The 17539-nt window shown below is 74.7% G+C and carries 13 protein-coding genes; 6 read left to right on the top strand and 7 right to left on the bottom strand.

From position 1 onward, the window contains the following. Positions 1-1005: a uroporphyrinogen decarboxylase/cobalamine-independent methonine synthase family protein gene (locus IE275_RS00140; RefSeq protein WP_189706088.1), complete on the top strand. Its 1005-nt coding sequence runs from the start codon at positions 1-3 to the stop codon at positions 1003-1005. A gap of 44 nt (positions 1006-1049) precedes the next feature. Here IE275_RS00140 and IE275_RS00145 read toward each other — a convergent pair whose 3' ends face one another. Then, complete coding sequence (locus IE275_RS00145; protein ID WP_189706090.1) at positions 1050-1337, bottom strand: putative quinol monooxygenase; 288 nt, start codon at positions 1335-1337, stop codon at positions 1050-1052. A 224-nt stretch (positions 1338-1561) separates the two neighbouring features. On the opposite strand from IE275_RS00145, the gene IE275_RS00150 reads away from it, so the two are divergent. From IE275_RS00150 to IE275_RS00170, 5 genes are all read left to right on the top strand, one after another. Further along, a complete protein-coding gene (locus IE275_RS00150) occupies positions 1562-3010 on the top strand; it encodes an aldehyde dehydrogenase family protein (protein WP_189706092.1) in 1449 nt (482 codons plus the stop codon). Positions 3011-3047: 37 nt separating this feature from the next. Then, positions 3048-4256, top strand: coding sequence for an L-2-hydroxyglutarate dehydrogenase (lhgD, locus tag IE275_RS00155; RefSeq protein ID WP_189706093.1), 1209 nt, complete (start codon positions 3048-3050; stop codon positions 4254-4256). Positions 4257-4478: 222 nt separating this feature from the next. Beyond that, entirely contained in the window at positions 4479-5339 is an 861-nt protein-coding gene (locus IE275_RS00160) for an amidohydrolase family protein (protein ID WP_189706095.1), read from the top strand. Positions 5340-5352: 13 nt separating this feature from the next. Continuing rightward, positions 5353-7089: a thiamine pyrophosphate-dependent enzyme gene (locus tag IE275_RS00165; RefSeq protein WP_189706097.1), complete on the top strand. Its 1737-nt coding sequence runs from the start codon at positions 5353-5355 to the stop codon at positions 7087-7089. Between the two features lie 20 nt (positions 7090-7109). Beyond that, entirely contained in the window at positions 7110-8180 is a 1071-nt protein-coding gene (locus IE275_RS00170; RefSeq protein WP_189706099.1) for an Ldh family oxidoreductase, read from the top strand. Between the two features lie 224 nt (positions 8181-8404). Here the strand turns inward: IE275_RS00170 and IE275_RS00175 are convergent, their stop codons facing one another. From IE275_RS00175 to IE275_RS00205, 6 genes are all read right to left on the bottom strand, one after another. After that, on the bottom strand, positions 8405-9349 hold the full coding sequence (locus IE275_RS00175; protein ID WP_189707308.1) for an alpha/beta hydrolase fold domain-containing protein: 945 nt from the start codon (positions 9347-9349) through the stop codon (positions 8405-8407). 191 nt (positions 9350-9540) lie between these two features. Then, positions 9541-10608, bottom strand: coding sequence for a class I SAM-dependent methyltransferase (locus IE275_RS00180; protein ID WP_189706101.1), 1068 nt, complete (start codon positions 10606-10608; stop codon positions 9541-9543). Next, complete coding sequence (locus IE275_RS45745; RefSeq protein ID WP_229870024.1) at positions 10605-11933, bottom strand: glycosyltransferase; 1329 nt, start codon at positions 11931-11933, stop codon at positions 10605-10607. Before IE275_RS45745 ends, IE275_RS00180 begins: the two co-directional genes overlap by 4 nt. After that, positions 11930-12748 (bottom strand): alpha/beta fold hydrolase, encoded by an 819-nt coding sequence (locus tag IE275_RS00195; RefSeq protein WP_189706103.1) that lies wholly within the window; start codon positions 12746-12748, stop codon positions 11930-11932. The genes IE275_RS45745 and IE275_RS00195 overlap by 4 nt, the downstream gene beginning before the upstream one ends. A gap of 3 nt (positions 12749-12751) precedes the next feature. Continuing rightward, a complete protein-coding gene (locus IE275_RS00200) occupies positions 12752-13060 on the bottom strand; it encodes an acyl carrier protein (RefSeq protein ID WP_189706105.1) in 309 nt (102 codons plus the stop codon). Next, entirely contained in the window at positions 13057-17532 is a 4476-nt protein-coding gene (locus tag IE275_RS00205) for a beta-ketoacyl synthase N-terminal-like domain-containing protein (RefSeq protein ID WP_268255242.1), read from the bottom strand. Before IE275_RS00205 ends, IE275_RS00200 begins: the two co-directional genes overlap by 4 nt. Positions 17533-17539: the final 7 nt, after the last annotated feature.

Genomic DNA, 17539 nt, shown 5'->3' on the forward strand with positions numbered 1-17539 from the left:
ATGGCGGACACGTTCAACTACCGCATCGACCACCACGGCAGCCTGGTCCGGCCGGCCGGCCTCTCCACCGACGACCCGCAGGCCGTCGAGTCGGCGGTCCGTGAGGCCGTCGCTCTCCAGCGCGGGCTCCGCTGCACCGTCGTCACCGACGGCGACCACCCGCGCGAGGACTTCCGCGGCGCCGTCCTCGACGGCGTCAGCGGCTTCCGCCGTACGACGCAGACGGACGCCGACGGCCTGGTCCGCTGGGTCGCCGAGTCCCTGCCCGAGGCCAAGGGCCCGCTGCTCGCCGACCGGGCCGCCCGGCTCACCGAGCTCACGGTGATCGCGCCGAAGGTCTCGCTGCCCTCCCCGGCCTACCTCGCCGCGACCACGTACCGGCCGGGTCTCGGGGTGTCCTCGGCCCGTGAGCTGGGCGAGGCGCTGGCCGAGATCGTCCGGGCCGAGATCGCGCTGCTGGTGTCCCGGGGCGTCCGGCTGATCCAGCTCAACAACCCGCTCCTCCTCGGCCAGTTGGGCACGGACCCGACCGATCCGGGTGCGCTGTCCTTCGAGGACGCGCTCGCCGTGGACGCGCCGGCCGTCCGGCTGGACGAGCGCCCCGAGGGCGTACGGATCGGTGTCGCGCCCGGCTGGGCGGCGCCGGCCGAGGTGGACCGGGCACGGGCCGAGCGGCTGTACGGCACGGTCGGCGCGGACCGCTGGATCCTCCCGTTCGACCGGGGCACCGCCGCCGAACTGGACCTCGTCCGGGCGCTCCCGGAGGACCGGGACGTCTGTCTGGGCGTGGTCGACGCGACCGTGCCCGCGCTGGAGGACATCGACACGGTGATGGCCCGGATCGACAGGGCCGGCGAGTTCAAGGACCTGGAGGACGCGGCCGTGTCGCCGTCGCGCGGCTTCGCCGACGTCGCCTCCCGGCCGCTGCTGAGCGCCGAGGACCAGCGCCGCAAGCTCGTCCTGGTGGAGACCGTCGCCCGCTACTGCTGGGGCAACGAGTTCTGACGACGAGGCCGGGCGCCCCCGTCGGGGGCGCCCGGCCTCGCGTCCTACAGCACCTGCGCGAACGTGACCGAACGGTCCGTCAGCAGCGGCCACACCGTGTCCACGATCAGCTCCCGGAAGTGCCCGGCCGCCTTGTGCGCCTCGAACCCGGCCCGGTCGGCGTACCGCTCGTAGAGCAGGAAGCCGCCGGGCTCGTCGGCCACGGCGTGCACCTCGTACGCCTCGTTGGCGGGTTCCGCGCGGGTGTCCTCGCGCACCTTCAGCAGCGCGGCGCGCACGGTCGCCTCGTCGTCGGGTGCGCAGCGGTAGTGGGCGACGACTGCGTAGGCCATGGACAGCTCCTTGCCGGGTCCTTCGGAGACCCGGTACGGGCCTCCGGCCTGCCGATTCCAGCACGGATCAGGCACCCGCCCACCCGCGCGCGGCGCAACCAATGCCTGCTGCCACGGGGCTGGTGGCACCGCCCCGACGTGGTGTGTCGTCGCATCTCGCACCGTGGCGCGGTCCGTGCCGCGGACCAGCCCGCACCATGGCCGACGAAGGAAGTGACCCCGACATGCGAACCCTGGAAACCCTCTCCGGCGGGGAGTGGGTGGCGAGCGCCGAGTGGATCGACGTCCTCGACCCCGCAGACGTCCGGACCCCGATCGCCCGCGTCCCCGCCCTCCCCGCGAAGGACGTGACCCGGGCCTACGACCACGCCGAGCGCGGGTTCGCCGTCTGGCGGCGCACCAGTCCCTTCGAGCGGGCCCGGATCTTCACCGACGCCGCCCGGCTGATCCGCGAGCGGGTCCGGGAGATCGCCGCCGACGTCACCGCCGAGAACGGCAAGACCCTCGCCGAGGCGACCGGCGAGACCCTCAAGGCCGCCGACTTCCTGGACTACTACGCCGGTCTCGCCCGCCAGGGCTACGGCACCCTCCTGCACGACGTACGCCCGAACCACCGCACGCACACCCAGCGCGAGCCGATCGGCGTGATCCTGGTGATCAGCCCGTGGAACGACCCGCTGATCACCCCGGCCCGCAAGCTCGCCCCGCTGCTCGCGGCGGGCAACGCGGCCGTGTTCAAGCCGGCGGGCGAGACCCCGCTCTCCGGGCTGCACTTCGCGCGGGCCCTGCACGACGCGGGACTGCCGGCCGGTGTCCTCAACGTCGTGACCGGGCGGACCGCCGAGATCGAGGAGGCCCTCCTCGACGACCCGAGGATCGTCGGCATCACCTTCACCGGCTCCAACGCCGTCGGCCTGCGCATCCGGCGCCGGCTCGCCGACCGCAACGTCCGCTTCCAGGGCGAGCTGGGCGGCAAGAACGCCTCCGTCGTCCTGCGGGACGCCGATCTGCCGGCCGCGGCCAGGGCGGTCGCGGCGGCCTCGTTCGGCCAGGCCGGCCAGCGCTGCACCGCCACCAGCCGGGTGATCGTCGAGCGGCCGGTGTACGAGGAGTTCACCCGGCTGCTGGTCGCCGAGGTCGAGGCGCTGAGGGTCGGACCGGGCAGCGACCCGGCGACCACCCTGTGCCCGCTGTCCAGTCCCCGGCAGCGCGACGGCGTGCTCGCCGACCTGGAGCGGGCCGTCGAGCAGGGTGCCACCGTCCTCACCGGCGGCCGGGCCGACACCGAGGGCGAGCGGGCGCACGGCTGCTATGTGCTGCCGACCGTGCTCGGGGACGTCACACCACAGACGGCGATCTGGCGCGAGGAGGTCTTCGGGCCGGTGCTCGCGCTGCGCGCGGTCGACGGCTTCGACGCGGCCGTCGAGGCCGTCAACGACTCCGGCTTCGGGCTCGCCGCCGCTGTCTTCACCCGCGACCTGGGCCGTGCGTACCGCTTCGCCGACGAGGCCGAGTGCGGACAGGTCGCCGTCAACACCACGACCACCGGGTGGGACGTCCATCTGCCGTTCGGCGGCTTCCGCGACTCCGGGACCGCCTACAAGGAGCAGGGTGAGGAAGTCCTGCGGTTCTCCACCCGGGTCAAGACGGTCGCCGTCCACTTCGGCGGCTGAGGAGGACGCGTGCGTGTCATGAGAGAGGAGAACGCCGATGTCTGACGAGACGGTCGGTGTCGTCGGCGCCGGCATCGTGGGACTGGCCACGGCCCGCGAGATCGCCCTGAGCCGGCCCGGCACCCGGGTCGTGGTCTTCGAGAAGGAGACCGCGGTCTCCCTCCACCAGACCGGGCACAACTCCGGCGTCGTCCACGCCGGCATCTACTACGCGCCCGGCAGCCTCAAGGCCGACCTGTGCGTCCGCGGCGTGTCCCTGCTGCGGGACTACTGCCAGGACCGGGGGCTGCCGTACCGCGAGACCGGCAAACTGGTCGTGGCGGTCCGCGAGGACGAGCTGGGCCGGATGGACGCCCTCTACGAACGGGCCAGGCACAACCACGTGCCCGACCTGCGGAGGATCTCCCGCGAGGAGATCCGGGAGATCGAGCCGCACGCCGGCGGCATCGCGGCCCTGCACTCCCCGCGCACCGCGATCACCGACTACCCGGCGATCGCCCGCTCCTTCGCCCAGGACATCGTCGACTCCGGCGGCGAGGTCAGACCGGGCTTCCCGGTCACGGGCCTCACCGAGGTGCCCGGCGGCATCGAGGTGGCGTCCGGGGAGGAGCGGGTCCGGGTGGACCGGCTCATCCTGTGCGCGGGCCTTCAGTCCGACGCCGTGGCCCGGCTCGCGCGGGACGGACAGGAACCGCGGATCATCCCCTTCCGGGGCGAGTACATGCTGCTCAGGCCGGAGAAGCGGGATCTCGTGCGCGGCCTGGTCTATCCCGTGCCGGACCCGCGCTACCCGTTCCTCGGCATCCACTTCACGCCACGCGTCGACGGTTCGGTGGAGGTCGGCCCCAACGCGGTCCTGGCCCTGGCCAGGGAGGGGTACACCCGCACCAGGATCTCCCCGAGGGACCTGCTCGGCCTCGCCGCCTACCCCGGCACCTGGCGGATGGCCGCCCAGCACTGGCGTACCGGCATCAGGGAGTACCGCGGCTCGTTCTCGACGGCGGCCTTCATGCGGGACGCCGGGCTGTACGTCCCCGGCGTCGGCGTCCAGGACGTCGTCCGCGGCGGGGCGGGCGTGCGCGCCCAGGCACTGGACCGGGACGGCACCCTCGTGGACGACTTCCGCATCCACCGGGTCGGCAGGGTCACCGCCGTCCGCAACGCGCCGTCGCCCGCCGCGACGGCCTCCATGGCGATCGCCGAGCACATCGTCGCCGCCGCTCTCGAGCACGGCTCCGCAATCTGAAAGTGCCCCGCGAACAGGGCACTTTCCCGCAACAACAGCTTGCGCTCCCAGGGGCTCCGCAAGGCCTTTCCGGCCGCCTAGCGTTCCCCCCGCAACGCTTTCGAACACCCGCTCCACGCAGCGCTCCACGCAGCGCTCCACGCAGCGCTCCACGCAGCGCTCCACGCAGCGCTCCACGCAGCGCTCCACGCATCGCTCCACCGAGAGAAGGAAGTACCGGACATGTTCGTCGTCGACACGCAGATCCACATCTGGCTGGAAGAGACCCCGGACCGCCCCTGGGTCCCCGGCGCCCGGGAGCGGATCCGTCTCAACGGCCACCGCGAGGACCCCTTCTCCTACGAGGAGGCGCTGGAGCTGATGGACGAGGCCGGCGTGAACCGCGCGCTGATCCTGCCGCCGTCCTGGGAGGGCGACCGTATCGACTACGCCCTCGAAGCCTGCGAGGCCCACCCCGACCGCTTCGGCATCATGGCCCGCATCCCGCAGAACAGGCCCGAGGAGGGCAAGGCGATGCTGGCGGACTTCGCGCAGAACCCGCACGTCAAGGGCACGCGCCTGACCTTCCACCGGCCGCAGGACCGCAACTGGATGATCGACGGCACCAACGACTGGTACTGGCCGGTCGCCGAGGAGCTGCGCATCCCGACGATGGTCCACGCCCCGATCTGGAAGAAGGAGCTCGGCGAGATCGCCGCCAAGCACCCCGAGCTGAAGATCATCATCGACCACATGGGCATCATGGCCCGCTGCGTCGACGACGCCATCGGCTACTGGGTCGCGGAGACCGCCGACCTCGCCCGGCACCCGAACATCTACGTCAAGGTCTCGGCGCTCCCCGGCTACTCGACGCAGCCGTTCCCCAACGGCAACATCCAGAAGTACGTGCGCGAGATGGTCGACAGGATGGGCCCGCAGCGCTGCTTCTACGGCACCGACATCACCCGCCTGCTGGGCCACGGCATCACCTACACCGACACCATCGAGCAGTTCACCAAGCACTGGGACTTCACGCCCGAGGAGCTGGAGTGGATCATGGGCCGCGGTATCTCCGAGGTCCTGAACTGGCCGATCGAGGGCTGAGGACACACCGGAGATGACCGACAGCAAGAACACCCCGGGCGCCGCCGGCGGTGACGGCGGGGACGCCCTGGTATCCGCCTTCAACGCCGTCGGCGCCGCGTACCTCTTCTGCTCCTCGGGGTCCGAATGGGCCCCGGTGTGGGAGTCGCTGGCCCGCCGTCACCGCGACGGCGAGCCGGCCCCGCGGTACCTGGACCTGACCCACGAGACCGTCGCCGTCGGCATGGCCACCGGCTACGGCCTGCTCGAACGCCGCCCGCAGGGCGTGCTGCTGCACGCGGCCCCCGGCCTGCTCCAGGGCTCGATGGCGGTGCACGGCGCGCTGCTGGCGGGCGTGCCGATGGTGGTCGCCTCCTCGGAGTCGACCACATACGGTGACGCCCCCGGGCACGACCCGGGCGGCCAGTGGTACCGCAACCTGTCGATCGTGGGCGGCCCGCACGGCATCGCGCGGCCGTTCACCAAGTGGTCCAACGAGGCGGCCAGCGTCCACACGCTGCCGACGATGGTCACGCGGGCCGCGGAACTGTCCTGGCGCGCCCCGGCCGGACCGGCGTACCTGAACATCCCGCTGGAGATCCTCCTCGAGGAGTGGGACGGGCGGGAGGCCAAGCCGATCGTCGCGCCGGGCTCCACGCACAGCTCGCCGGAGGAGGTCGATCCGGTCGCCCGGATGATCCTCGAGGCCGACAACCCCGTGATCGTCACCGAGACGGCCGGCCGTGAGGCGGGCGGCTTCGAGGCGCTGCTCGCCTTCGCCGAGGCGTGGCAGATCCCCGTCGTCGAGCCGGACTCGGCGGTGTGCGCCAACTTCCCGCGCACCCACCCGCTGCACGCCGGCAGCGACATCGGACCGTGGATGGACACGGCGGACCTGATTCTCCTGGTCAACTGCCGCGTCCCGTTCTACCCGCCGTCCCGCCGCCCCTCCCGGGCGCAGGTCGTCGTCATCGACGAGGTCCCGCAGCGCCCGCACGTCGTCTACCAGGTCCTCTTCGCCGACCGGTACCTGGAGGGCAACGTCACCCACACCCTGCGCCAGCTGGCCAGGCGGGCGAAGGACCTCGACGGGAGCGCCGTCGCCGAGCGGCGCGCGGCGCAGGAGGCCCGGTTCGCCGCCGAACAGGCCGCCGTCGCCCGGGCCGAGACGAAGGCCGAAGGCACCGAAGGCACCGAAGGCACCGAGGGGGTCGACCCGGTGCTGGTCGCCGCCACGCTGCGCAGGCTGCTCGACGGCAAGGACGGCATCGTCGTCGACGAGACCATCACCCACAGCAGGGTCGTCAAGCGGCACCTGCGGACCGACGCGCCCGACTCGTACTTCTACGTGCAGGGCGGCCTCGGACAGGGCATCGCGGTCGCGCTCGGCGTCAAACTCGCCGCGCCGGACCGCCCGGTGGTCTTCACCGTCGGCGACGGCGCCTTCGCCTACAACCCGGTCATCCAGTCCTACGACGCCAGCAAGGCGTACGGACTGCCCGTGCTGATCGTGGTGTTCAACAACCGTGTCTACAAATCGATGAACCTCAACCACCGCAGGTTCTACCCCGAGGGCGCGGCCGCCGAGACCGGTGAGTGGCTCGGCACCGATCTGCACCGACTGCCCCGGCTGGCCCGGTTCGCCGAGCCGTTCGGGATGCACACCGAGACCGTCGACACGCCGGACGCGCTGGCGCCCGCCCTCGAACGCGCCCTCAAGGCCGTGACCGGGGGAACCACCGCCGTCGTCGACGTCCTCGTCACCCGCTGAACCAGGAGGCACCCGCCACCATGTCCGACACCCCCGCCAAGGTCCTGGTCCCCGCGGAGGACCTGCGCACCTTCTCCGCGGCCCTCCTCGAGAAGGGCGGCCTGAGCACCGAGCAGGCCCGCACCACCGCCGATGTGTTCGTCTGGGCCGCCCTGCGCGGCGTCGACTCCCACGGCATCGCCCGCGTCCCCGCCTATCTGGACCTGCTGGAGAAGGGCGTCGCCAACGCCGACGCCCGGATCGTGGTCGAGTCCGGCGCCCCGGCCGCGGCCGTCGTGGACGCCGACCGCGCCCCCGGCCCGGTGGCCCTGTCCGCCGCCGCCGACGAGGCCGTGACCCGGGCCCGGACCACCGGCGTCGCCGCGGTGGGCGTCCGCGGCACCGTCCACACCGGCGCGATCGGCTACTACGTGTCGCGGATCGCCGAACAGGGCCTGGTCGGCATCGGTTTCGTCGCCGGCATGCCGAACATGGGCTACACGGGCGCGGCGGGCGCGGCGGTCGCCACCAGCCCGCTCGCCGTCGCCGTACCGACCGCCGAGGGGTCGCCGCACGCCCCGCTGCTGCTGGACATGGCGACCGCCACGATCGCGCTCGGAAAGATCCGCCAGGCGCGGGCGAGCGGCACACCGCTGCCCGAGGGCGCGGCCGCCACCGCGGACGGCACCCCGACCACCGACCCGGAGCGGGCGGTCATGCCCCTGCCGCTGGGCGGTGCGAAGGGTTCCGGGATGTCCCTGGCCTTCGAGCTGCTGACCAGCGTGCTCGTCGGCGCGCCGATCTTCGCCGCGTTCCACTCCGACGATCCGGCCGGCCGCAAGCACCGCCAGAACGCCCTGCTCATCGCCGTGGACCCGGCCGCCTTCGGGGGTGCCGAGGCGTTCACCGAGGCCGTCGGCGCCACCCTGGGCACGCTCAAGGGCCTGCCGGTGGCCGAGGGCGCGGACGGGCTGTACTACCCGGGCGAGCGCAGTGCCGCGGTGGCCGCCGGGCGCGCGGAGAAGGGCGTTCCGGTGGCGCCGAAGGTCTGGCGTGAGCTGGCCGAGCGCGCGGAGCGGCTCGGGGTGGCGCTGCCGGCGACGGCCGGGTAGCGCCAGACCTTCGGCGCCACCGGGCCTGCGGGCGCCGCTCGGCGGGGCCTGCCGGTGGCCGCCCGAGCGGTCGTCCGAGCGATGGCCCGCGCGGTCGTCCGAGCGACGGCCCGAGCGATGGCCCGAGCGCTCGCCGGGCCGTCGTCCGGCTCTCGCCAGGCCTCGGGCCGGCAGCCGCCGGACAGGGGACGGCGGCTGTCGGCGGCTCGGGGCGCCCGGGTCTCTCAGGAGGCGCCGGGCACCGTCGCCCGTCGCAGGTGGCGGGCGATCAGGGCGTACGTGGCGCGGGCCCGCTCGTCGTCCTTGGTGTCGTAGCCGTGGTCGGCGCCGGTCACCTCGTGGTGCTCGACGAGCGCGCCGGCCGTGGCCAGCCGCCCGGCGTAGCGGACCGCCTCGGCGCGCAGCAGGTCGTACTCCGCCGTGATCACCAGGGCGGGTGCGATACCCCGCAGGTCGGCGGTGTCCGAGGGATGCGCGGGCGAGACCAGCGGGTGGGCGCGCCCACCCGGGTCCGGGACGTACGAGGTGTCGAACACCGCCGCCATCCAGGGCCGCAGCACGGGCTTGGCGACGGCGGCCTTCTTGTCCTTCGCGCCGGTCGCGAGGTCCAGCGGCGGATAGTGCAGCACCTGGAGCGCGATCGACGGCCCGCCCCGCTCCAGGGCCTGACGGGCCACCGCCGCGGCGAGCCCGCCGCCCGCGCTCTGCCCGCCGACGGTGAGCCGCTCGCCGTCCCAGCCGTGCTCGGCGCCGTGCCCGGCGATCCAGCGGACCACGTCGTACGCCTGGGTGGTCGGTGCCGGGAACGGGTGCTGCGGGGCGACGACGTACCGGACATTGACCACGACCACCCCCGCCTCCACGGCGAGGAACCGGCACAGCGCGTCGTCCATCACGGGCATCGACATCACATAGCCGCCGCCGTGGAAGTTCACGTGCACGGGCGGCCGGGTCGCCGTGCCGGCCGGCGGCAGGTACACCGTGACCGGGGCCGGGGCGACGGAGGTCGGGACCGTCGCCTCGCTCGCGTCGCGCGGGTACTCCGGGAAACGGGCCTGCCAGGCGGCGGCGGAGCCGGGGCCGCCCGAGCGGCGGCTCGCCAGGCGGGTGAGGCCCTGCATCGTCCTGGCGGCGCGGGTGGCCACCGCCGGTCTGGCCAGGATGGACATACGGGATCCGTTCTCGAGGCGAGCCGAGCCGATCGAGTCGTCGACCGAGCCGGCGACCGCACCGTCAACCATCAGGATTCCTGTTGATGGGGTGGGCCTGAAGCTAGCACGGCGGTGCTCGCGTGCACACCCGTCCGGGGGCACTGGTGCGGGGGCGCCACCGCCGGGACACCGCCGCGGGGGCGCGCCCTTCAGTCCCGTCGTGCCACGAGCCGGTACGCGTTGGACACCCGCAGCCGGCGTGCCAGCGGCCGCACCGCGAAGCGGTCCAGCAGGGTGCCCGCGACCAGGGCCGGAATCCCGGCGATCAGCAGGGCGATCCGCAGCGCGCGCCGCGGCCCGCTCGGCGGTCCGGGCAGCCACGGCGCGTCGTCGCGCGGCGCCGCGCGGTCCAGCATCAGCCATACGGCGGCCAGCAGGTCCACCGGGTCGTGCGCCTCGGCGTGCTGCTCCGCGACCACGGTGAACCCCAGCTCGGTCAGCCGCCGGCGCAGATTGGCCACCGGCACGAAGTGCAGGTGCTGCGGCTGGAGCCAGGGCAGCCACCAGCGGCCCAGCAGCCGGGCGTACCGGCTCTCGGGGTCCGGCACCTCGATGAGGAGATGCCCGCCGGGCCGCACCGCTCCGCGCGCGGCCCGCAGTTCGCGGTCGGGGTCGGTGCTGTGCTCCAGGTAGTGGAACATGCTCACCACGTCGTAGCGGGCGCCCAGGTCGGGCGCCAGGTCGGGGAAGGCGCCCCGGTAGCCGCGCTCCACCCGGCCCGCCCGTTCGGCGAGTTCGACGCCGTCGGTGAAGTCGAGCCCGTCGAACGCCGTGCCCGGCAGCACCTCCCGGGCGGCCGCGCAGAAGTGGCCGTGCCCGGTGCCGACGTCCAGCCAGGTCTTCGGCTCCGGGTCGTGCGGCAGCATCGACTCGGCCCGCGCCCGGTACATGCCGGTGCGCCCGCCGAAGGTGTCGCCGAGCTTCTTCTCGCCCAGCCCGTCGTAGAAGTCCCGGTAGTAGAACTCCAGTCCCTCCGGGCTCAGTCGAGGGTTCTGGAAGGTGTGTCCGCAGCCGGTGCAGCGGTCCAGGACGAAGCGGCCCGGCTTGTGCTGGAGCAGGTCGGTGGTGCGCAGCCGGGTGCGGAGGTCCTCGCCGCCGCACCAGGGGCAGTCGGTGCGGCGGGACTCGAAGAACCGGTCCAGGCCGGCCTCGAGGTCGGCCCGGTAGGCGGGGCGCATCGCGGCGATCCGCTCGGCGGGCCCGGTCTTCTCGCTCATCCGAACTCCCTCGCCAGGTCCGTCAGATGGGTCGCGGCGGCGGACGCGCCGCCCGCGGCACGGAACGCCGTGCGGATCCTTGCCGCCGCCGCGCCGTAAGCGGGGTCGTCGAGGACGGCGTCGACGGCGTCCCCCAGCCGTTGTGCCGTGACCCGGCCGAAGCGCACCCGCACCCCGGCCCCCGCGTCCACGACCTGTCCGGCCACGACCGGCTGGTCGTCCCGGATCGGCGCGACCACCAGCGGGACGCCGTGCCACAGCGCCTCGCACACCGTGTTGTGTCCCGCGTGGCAGACCACCGCGCCGACTCCCCTCTCCAGCAGGGCGAGTTGGGGCACGGACGGCACGACCAGCACGTCCTTGTCGCCGCTGTCGCCGCTGTTGCCACCGCCGTACCGGCCGCCGCCGCCGTACCGGCCGCCGCCGCCGTACCGGCCGCCGCCGCCGTACCGGCCGCCGCCGCCGTACCGGCCGCCGCCGCCGTACCGGCCGCCGCCGTCGTATCGGCCGTCCGCGCCGCTGGTCGCGTCTCCGTACCCGCCGCTCAGCGTGCCGCCCGGGTCGACGAGCACCGCCTGCACCCGGTCGGCCCGTTCGCGCAGCGCGCTCCGGCACACGTCGAGGAAGCGCCCGCCGACGTCGGTGTTGGCGGTGCCGAGGGTGACCAGGACGGTGGACCGGCCGGGGTCCAGCCGGTCCCACGGGAAACCGGACGGGTCCGGGCGGGCCGCGACCGAGGGGCCGACCCAGCGGACGGCGCCGGGGGCCGTGCCGGCCAGCTCCGGTGTGCTGAACGCGAGGACCAGGTGCGGGGAGAACCGGGGGTCGGTGCCGCCCGGCGGATCCCCGAGGGCGGACCGCAGCCCGGCCAGCCGTTCCGCCAGCCACTCCCGCACCTTGGGCAGCCCCGCCAGCGGGTCGGTGAACTCCGCCGAGGTGGTGGCCGAGGTCGCCCACGGCAGACCCAGCCGCTCGGCGGTGAACGCCCCCGCGAAGGCCTGCTGGTCGGCGATCACCACATCGGGCCGGAACCGCTCGACGGCCGCTCGCACCCCGGGCGCCATCGCCTCGGCCAGCGGCAGCAGATACCACTCCCACAGGAACTTCAGGGCCTCCGGGCCGCGCAGGTCGGCGGGCCGCTCGCCCGGCGCGGCGCCGGCGCACCCGAACACGGTGGCCCCGGGCCCCGCCAGCCGCCCGGCCAGCTCCGGTTCCGGGCACACCCACGCCACCGCGTGCCCGCGCGCGGTGAGTGCGGCGGCGACGCCCACGGTCGGATTGATGTGCCCGACCAGCGGCGGTACGACGAACAGGAACCGGCTCACGGGGCCGCCACCCGGGATGCCTCCCGGGACGCCTCCTCGACGAGGGACAGGATGTGCCCGCCCACCGTCCCCGAGGCCTCCACCAGCACCGAGTGCTCGTGACCGGGCACGATCACGGTCCGGCAGTCCGGCAGCACCGCCCGCAGCAGGGGCGCCTGTTCGGCCAGGTCGGAGTCGCCCCCGTACAGAGCGAGCACCGGGCAGGACACCGACGCGATCCGCTCCCGGGTCAGCACCCCGCTGGCCGGGATCTCCTGGGCCAGTGTGGTCTCGCGGACCAGCCGGGCGGCGCCCCTGGCCAGCCGGGCGGTGTGCAGGCCGCGGTGGGCGGTGACCCAGGCGATGGCCTCGGGCTCGTGGTGGGCGAGCTGCTCCACCACCCAGTGCAGGATGCGGTCCAGCTTCACCGCCCAGTCGGGGGTGGCCGGTTCGGACTCGATGAGGGTGACGCTCGCGGCACGCTCGGGGTGGCGGGCCGCGTAGCCGAACGCGATCGTGCCGCCGTAGGAGTTGCCGACCAGGTGCACCGGGCCCGTCACCGCCAGCCGGTCGAGGAGCGCCTCCAGGTCGTCGATGTTGTGGTCCAGGGTGTAGCCCCCGGCGGGCCGCTCGCTGCGGCCGTGGCCGCGCAGGTCGTACATCACGACGTCGAGGCCGGCCGCCGCGAACGCGGGGGCGACGGTGAAGTAGTAGCTGGCCAGGCTGTCGGTGAGCAGACCGTGCACCAGGACCACGGTGGCGGTGGCCGGCCGGCCCTCCCGGGGGCCGGTCCGCTGGACGTGCAACCGGACGGCGCCGGTGTCGACCATCGCCATGGCTCAGCTCGCCTCCGTGGCCTTCAGGCTGGTCACCACGTACTCCACCAGCCGGCCGACGGTCAGTTCGATGATCTCGTCGAACTCCATGCCGGCCAGGAACTCGGCGAAGTTGACCCGCTCGCCGTACCGCTCCTGGAGCAGGCCGGCCAGGGTCACCAGGTCGATGCTCTCCAGCTCCAGATCGCGGTTGAACGTGGTCCCCATGCCGATCTCGACGTCGTCGACGCCGTACTCGTCGGCCAGCAGGCGCGCGAGCATGCCGGTGAGGTCGGCGAGGACGGTCTCCTCGTCCGCGGTGACGGGCGTCATCGGTCGTACTCCTTCGCTGGGGCGGGGCCCGTGGTCCAGGCCACGACGTACTCCCGGGCCGGCAGGCCGGGCGGGTTGACGGACGGCTCGCAGTGCACGGTGTAGGCGCGCTCCAGACGGCCCGCGACGGTGAGCCGGTCGCCGGACGGGGTGGCGTCGAGCACGGTGAAGTCCCGCGGCCGCCCGCCGAACCCGGTGCCCTCCGCCTTGGCGACCGCCTCCTTCGCCGCCCAGAAGCGGGTGAACCACCGCGCCCCGGAGTCGCCGTCGGCGGCCGACAGCGCCCGGAGCAGCCGGAGTTCGGCCGGAGCGAGGGCGGTGTCCCGGGTCTGCGGGGTGCGGTCGGTGACCTCCTCGACGTCGATGCCGGGGCCCGGGCCGGGGGTGTGCGGCCGGACGATCGCCACGCCCGCCTCCGCGCAGTGGGCGAGGGACACGTCCAGCTCGGGCAGGACCCGGCCGTGCACCCCGGTGACGTACGGGCGGCCCGCCGCGTCGTTGCCCACCCGCAGTTCCGCCGGGAAGACGGGTCCCTCGCCGCCGTCCCACAGCCACCGCCGTACGGCGTCCTTCACCGCGATCCGGCCGAGCAGCCACTGCCGGCGCCCGCGCGGGGCGTGCGCCGCGTACTCCGCACGCTCCGCGCCGCCCAGGGAGTTGCGCATGATCAGTTCCCGGGACGCCAGGTCCGGCCATCGCTCGTGCAGCAGCGACCAGCCGCCCGGCCGGGCCTCGGAGAGCGTGTTGCGGTCCGGGAAGCGCTCCACGGGGCGGGTCCTGGGATCGTTGTCGAAACGCCGGTCCTGCCAGCCGGACAGCTCCGCCCACACCGCGCCGTCCACGGTCAGCTGGACGTCGGCCTCCAAGGCGGCGTCGGTGAGCGAGGTGATCCGGACGTGGCAGGCGACCTGGGTGCCCGGTGCCGGGTGCGGGCCGTGGAACCGCATCTCGCGCATGCCGACCGGGAACACGACGGTCCGCTCGGTGCGCGTCGCCATGATCCAGTAGCCGAGGATCTGGCCCACGTTGTCCAGCAGCGCTCCCGGGGCGGGCGGCGTCGTGATGATCCCGCGCACATGGCGGTCGCCGAGCGCGGTCAGCTCGGTGACGCCCTGGAACGCCGGCCCGTGGAACATCCAGCGCTCCGCGTACAGCTGGGCGGCGGTGTGGGCGGGGGCGCGTTCGGCGTCCGGGTCCACCGGCCAGGGGGCGGGCGCGGACGACGGGTGGGCCGGGGCCAGTTCGACGGTGGCGCGGGCGCGTGGGCCGAAGGAGACGGCCATGCGGTCCGGACCCTCGGGGACCGCGGTCACCGGGACGTCCACGGCCGGGGTGGCGGTCAGCCACTCCTCGAACCGCGCCCCGTGCACGGCGACGGGCACCGTGCCCGGGGCGGCCTCGCGGGCCGCGTCCATGAGGTGCTGCACGATCGTCGTCGCCGGCACCACCGGCCACCGGTCGGCGACGTCGGGCCAGCCGGGGCGCTGCGGGAAGAAGCAGTGGTCCAGGAGGTAGGGCATGGCGTCGGGGGAGACGCGGACCGTGGTGCGCCGCGGCGCCGCCGGCCGCGCGGCGGGCCGGGCGGTCATGAGCGTGGCGGCGGTGTCCGCCGTCTCGCGGAGCAGGGCGTTCAACTCGGCCGCCACCGGCGAGCGTTCGGCGAGGGCGTCCAGGGGGGACGGACCGGCGGGTGCCCCCACCGGCCGGGCGGGGCGCAGCTCGCCGCGCAGCCCGGCCAGCCGATGCGGCGCGAGGGACACGAGGGCGCCGCCCAGGTCGAGCCGGACCGGGGGCCGCCGGGCCGCGGTCGGTCGCGGGGCGGAGGTGAGCGCCGGGGCCACCTGTGCCCCCGCCGTCCACAGCGCGGTGGCCACCCTGCGCAGCTGGGCCAGGCCCGTGCGGTGCGCGGAGTTGGCCGGGACGACCAGATGGTCCAGGCCGCCCAGGGTGTCGCCGACGAGCGAGCCCAGCTGACCCGGGCCGACCTGGACGAACACCCGGTGGTCGGCGGCGTACAGGGCCTGCGTCAACTGCCGGAAACGGACCGGCTCCAGCAGATGCCGGACGAACAACTCCCGTATCCCCGCCGCGTCCTCGGGGAAGGGCGCGGCGGTCGTCCCCGACCAGACGGGGGTGTGCGGCGGATGCAGCCGGAAGCCGGCGGCGGCCGCCCTGATCGGGCCGAGGTGCGGTTCCAGCATCGGTGTGTGGAAGCCCGACCGGAACGGCAGCACCTGGCTGAGCACACCGCGGGCCCGCAGTGCCCGGACGAAGTCCTCGACCGCCGGCCCGGGGCCGCACACCATCGACTGGCCCGGCGCGTTGTCGTGGGACAGCACGAGACCCGCCTCGGCCCCGCCCTCCTCGCGCAGCGCGGCGAGGACCCGCTCGGCGCCCGCGCCGATCGCCCCGAACGCGAGGCCCGGCACGGTCACCGCGTCCGGGTCGAAGTCCGCCATGAAGGCGTCGACCTCGTCCCCGGCGTACAGCCCGCCCGCCGCCATCGCCGTCCACTCGCCGACACTGTGCCCGGCGACCGCGTCCGGCACGATCCCGGTGCGGCGCAGTGCCGTGTCGAGGAGCCGGCCCACGGCGACCACACCGAAGCCGTGCCGGCCCACGTCGTCGGCCCGCTCCCGCGGGAGCACGGGCGCGGGCAGCCCGAAGTGGGCGGCGACGTCGTCGACCCGCGGCGTGAAGTCGCCCTCCAGACCGGGGAACAGGAACGCCAGCCCGCCGTGTCCGGGCCCCAGCAGGGGGGCGGGCCGGAACCAGACGTCGCTGCGGCCGTGCCAGGCACGCCCCTTGGCGACCGCGCGGCGGGCCAGGGCCAGCCGCTTCGCGGTCGGGTCGACGACGCCGAGCCGGACCGGCCCGGCGTCCGGCCCCGGGCCGTGCGGGTCCAGGCCGGCGGCGCGTACGGTGCCGTCGTCGGCGTCGAGCAGGGCGGCGAGGCCCTGCGGGGAACCGGCGGCCAGCAGCAGGACGCGCTCGGGCTCCGTCACCCGGGTGACCGCGGCGGGGGTGGCCCGGGACCCCGGCGCCTGCTCCAGTACGACATGCGCGTTGATCCCGCCGAACCCGAACGCGTTGACGGCCGCCCGGCGCACCGGCCGCTCCGGGGTGGTCTCCCAGGCGGCGGCCTTCTCCAGCGGGCGGAACCGGGTGCGGGCCAGCGCGGGATGCGGGTCGTCGCAGTGCAGCGTCGGCAGCAGCGTGCCGTGGTGGACCGCGAGCGCGGCCTTGACCAGCCCGGCCACACCCGCGGCGGGCATGGCGTGCCCGATCATCGACTTCACCGAGCCGATGACCGCGTCGGCCTGCGCCGTGCCGCCCCCTGGGCGTGCCGTCCTCGGCCCGAACACCTCGGCGAGGGTGGTCAGTTCGGCGCCGTCGCCCGCCGGGGTCGCGGTGCCGTGGGCCTCCAGCAGACCGATCGAGCCGGGCGCGGCCGGGTCGAGCCCGGCGGCCCGCCAGGCCTGCCGCACGGCCTGGGCCTGGCCGCCCGGGTCGGGGCTGACCAGACCGGCCGCCCGGCCGTCGCCGGCCACCCCGGTGCCCCGGATCACGGCGTAGACGCGGTCCCCGTCGCGCTCGGCGTCGGCGAGCCGCTTCAGGACGACCACACCGGTGCCCTCGCCGATCAGGATGCCGTCGGCGTTCCGGTGGAACGGCCGGATGCGCTCGCTGGGGGAGAGGGCGCGCAGCTGCGAGAAGACGCTCCACAGGGTGATGTCGTGACAGTGGTGGACACCGCCCGCCAGCATCATGTCGCAGCGCCCGGAGGCGAGTTCGCCCACCGCCTGGTCGACGGCGACCAGGGACGAGGCGCAGGCCGCGTCCACGGTGTACGCCGGACCGCGCAGGTCGAGCCGGTTGGCGATGCGGGAGGCGGCCAGATTGGGCACCAGGCCGATCGCCGACTCGGGACTGTCCGGTCCGAGGCGCTCGGTGAACGCCTCCCGCACCCGGTCGAGCTGGTCGCCCGTCAGGTCCGGCAGCAGTTCGCCCAGCGTCCGCACCAACTGGCCCGCCGTGCGCACCCGTTGATCGAGCCGGACCAGCCCGGGGGTGAGGTAGCCGCCCCGGCCGAGGACGACCCCGACACGCCCCCGGTCGGGGAGACGGTCCGTGCCGCCCGCGTCGTCGACGGCGGCCGAGGCCACGTGCAGGGCGATCAGCTGGTCCGGCTCGGTACCGGCCACCGACCGCGGCATGATCCCGAACCGGGTGACCTCCACCTCCGCCAGCCCGTCCACGAACCCGCCCCGCCGCGCGTACACCCGGTCCGCGACGGCCGGGCCGGACGCCGTGCCGGGACGGTAGTAGTCCGCGTCCCAGCGCCCCTCGGGCACCTCGCCGATCGCGTCCACACCGTCGCGCAGATTGCGCCAGTACGTGTCGAGGTCGGCGGCGCCCGGCAGCAGCACCGCCATCCCGACGATCGCCACCGGGACTTGACGGTGCGTCACCGGCGCC

It is taken from the genome of Streptomyces phaeofaciens, from assembly GCF_014648915.1.
Classification (GTDB): domain Bacteria; phylum Actinomycetota; class Actinomycetes; order Streptomycetales; family Streptomycetaceae; genus Streptomyces; species Streptomyces phaeofaciens.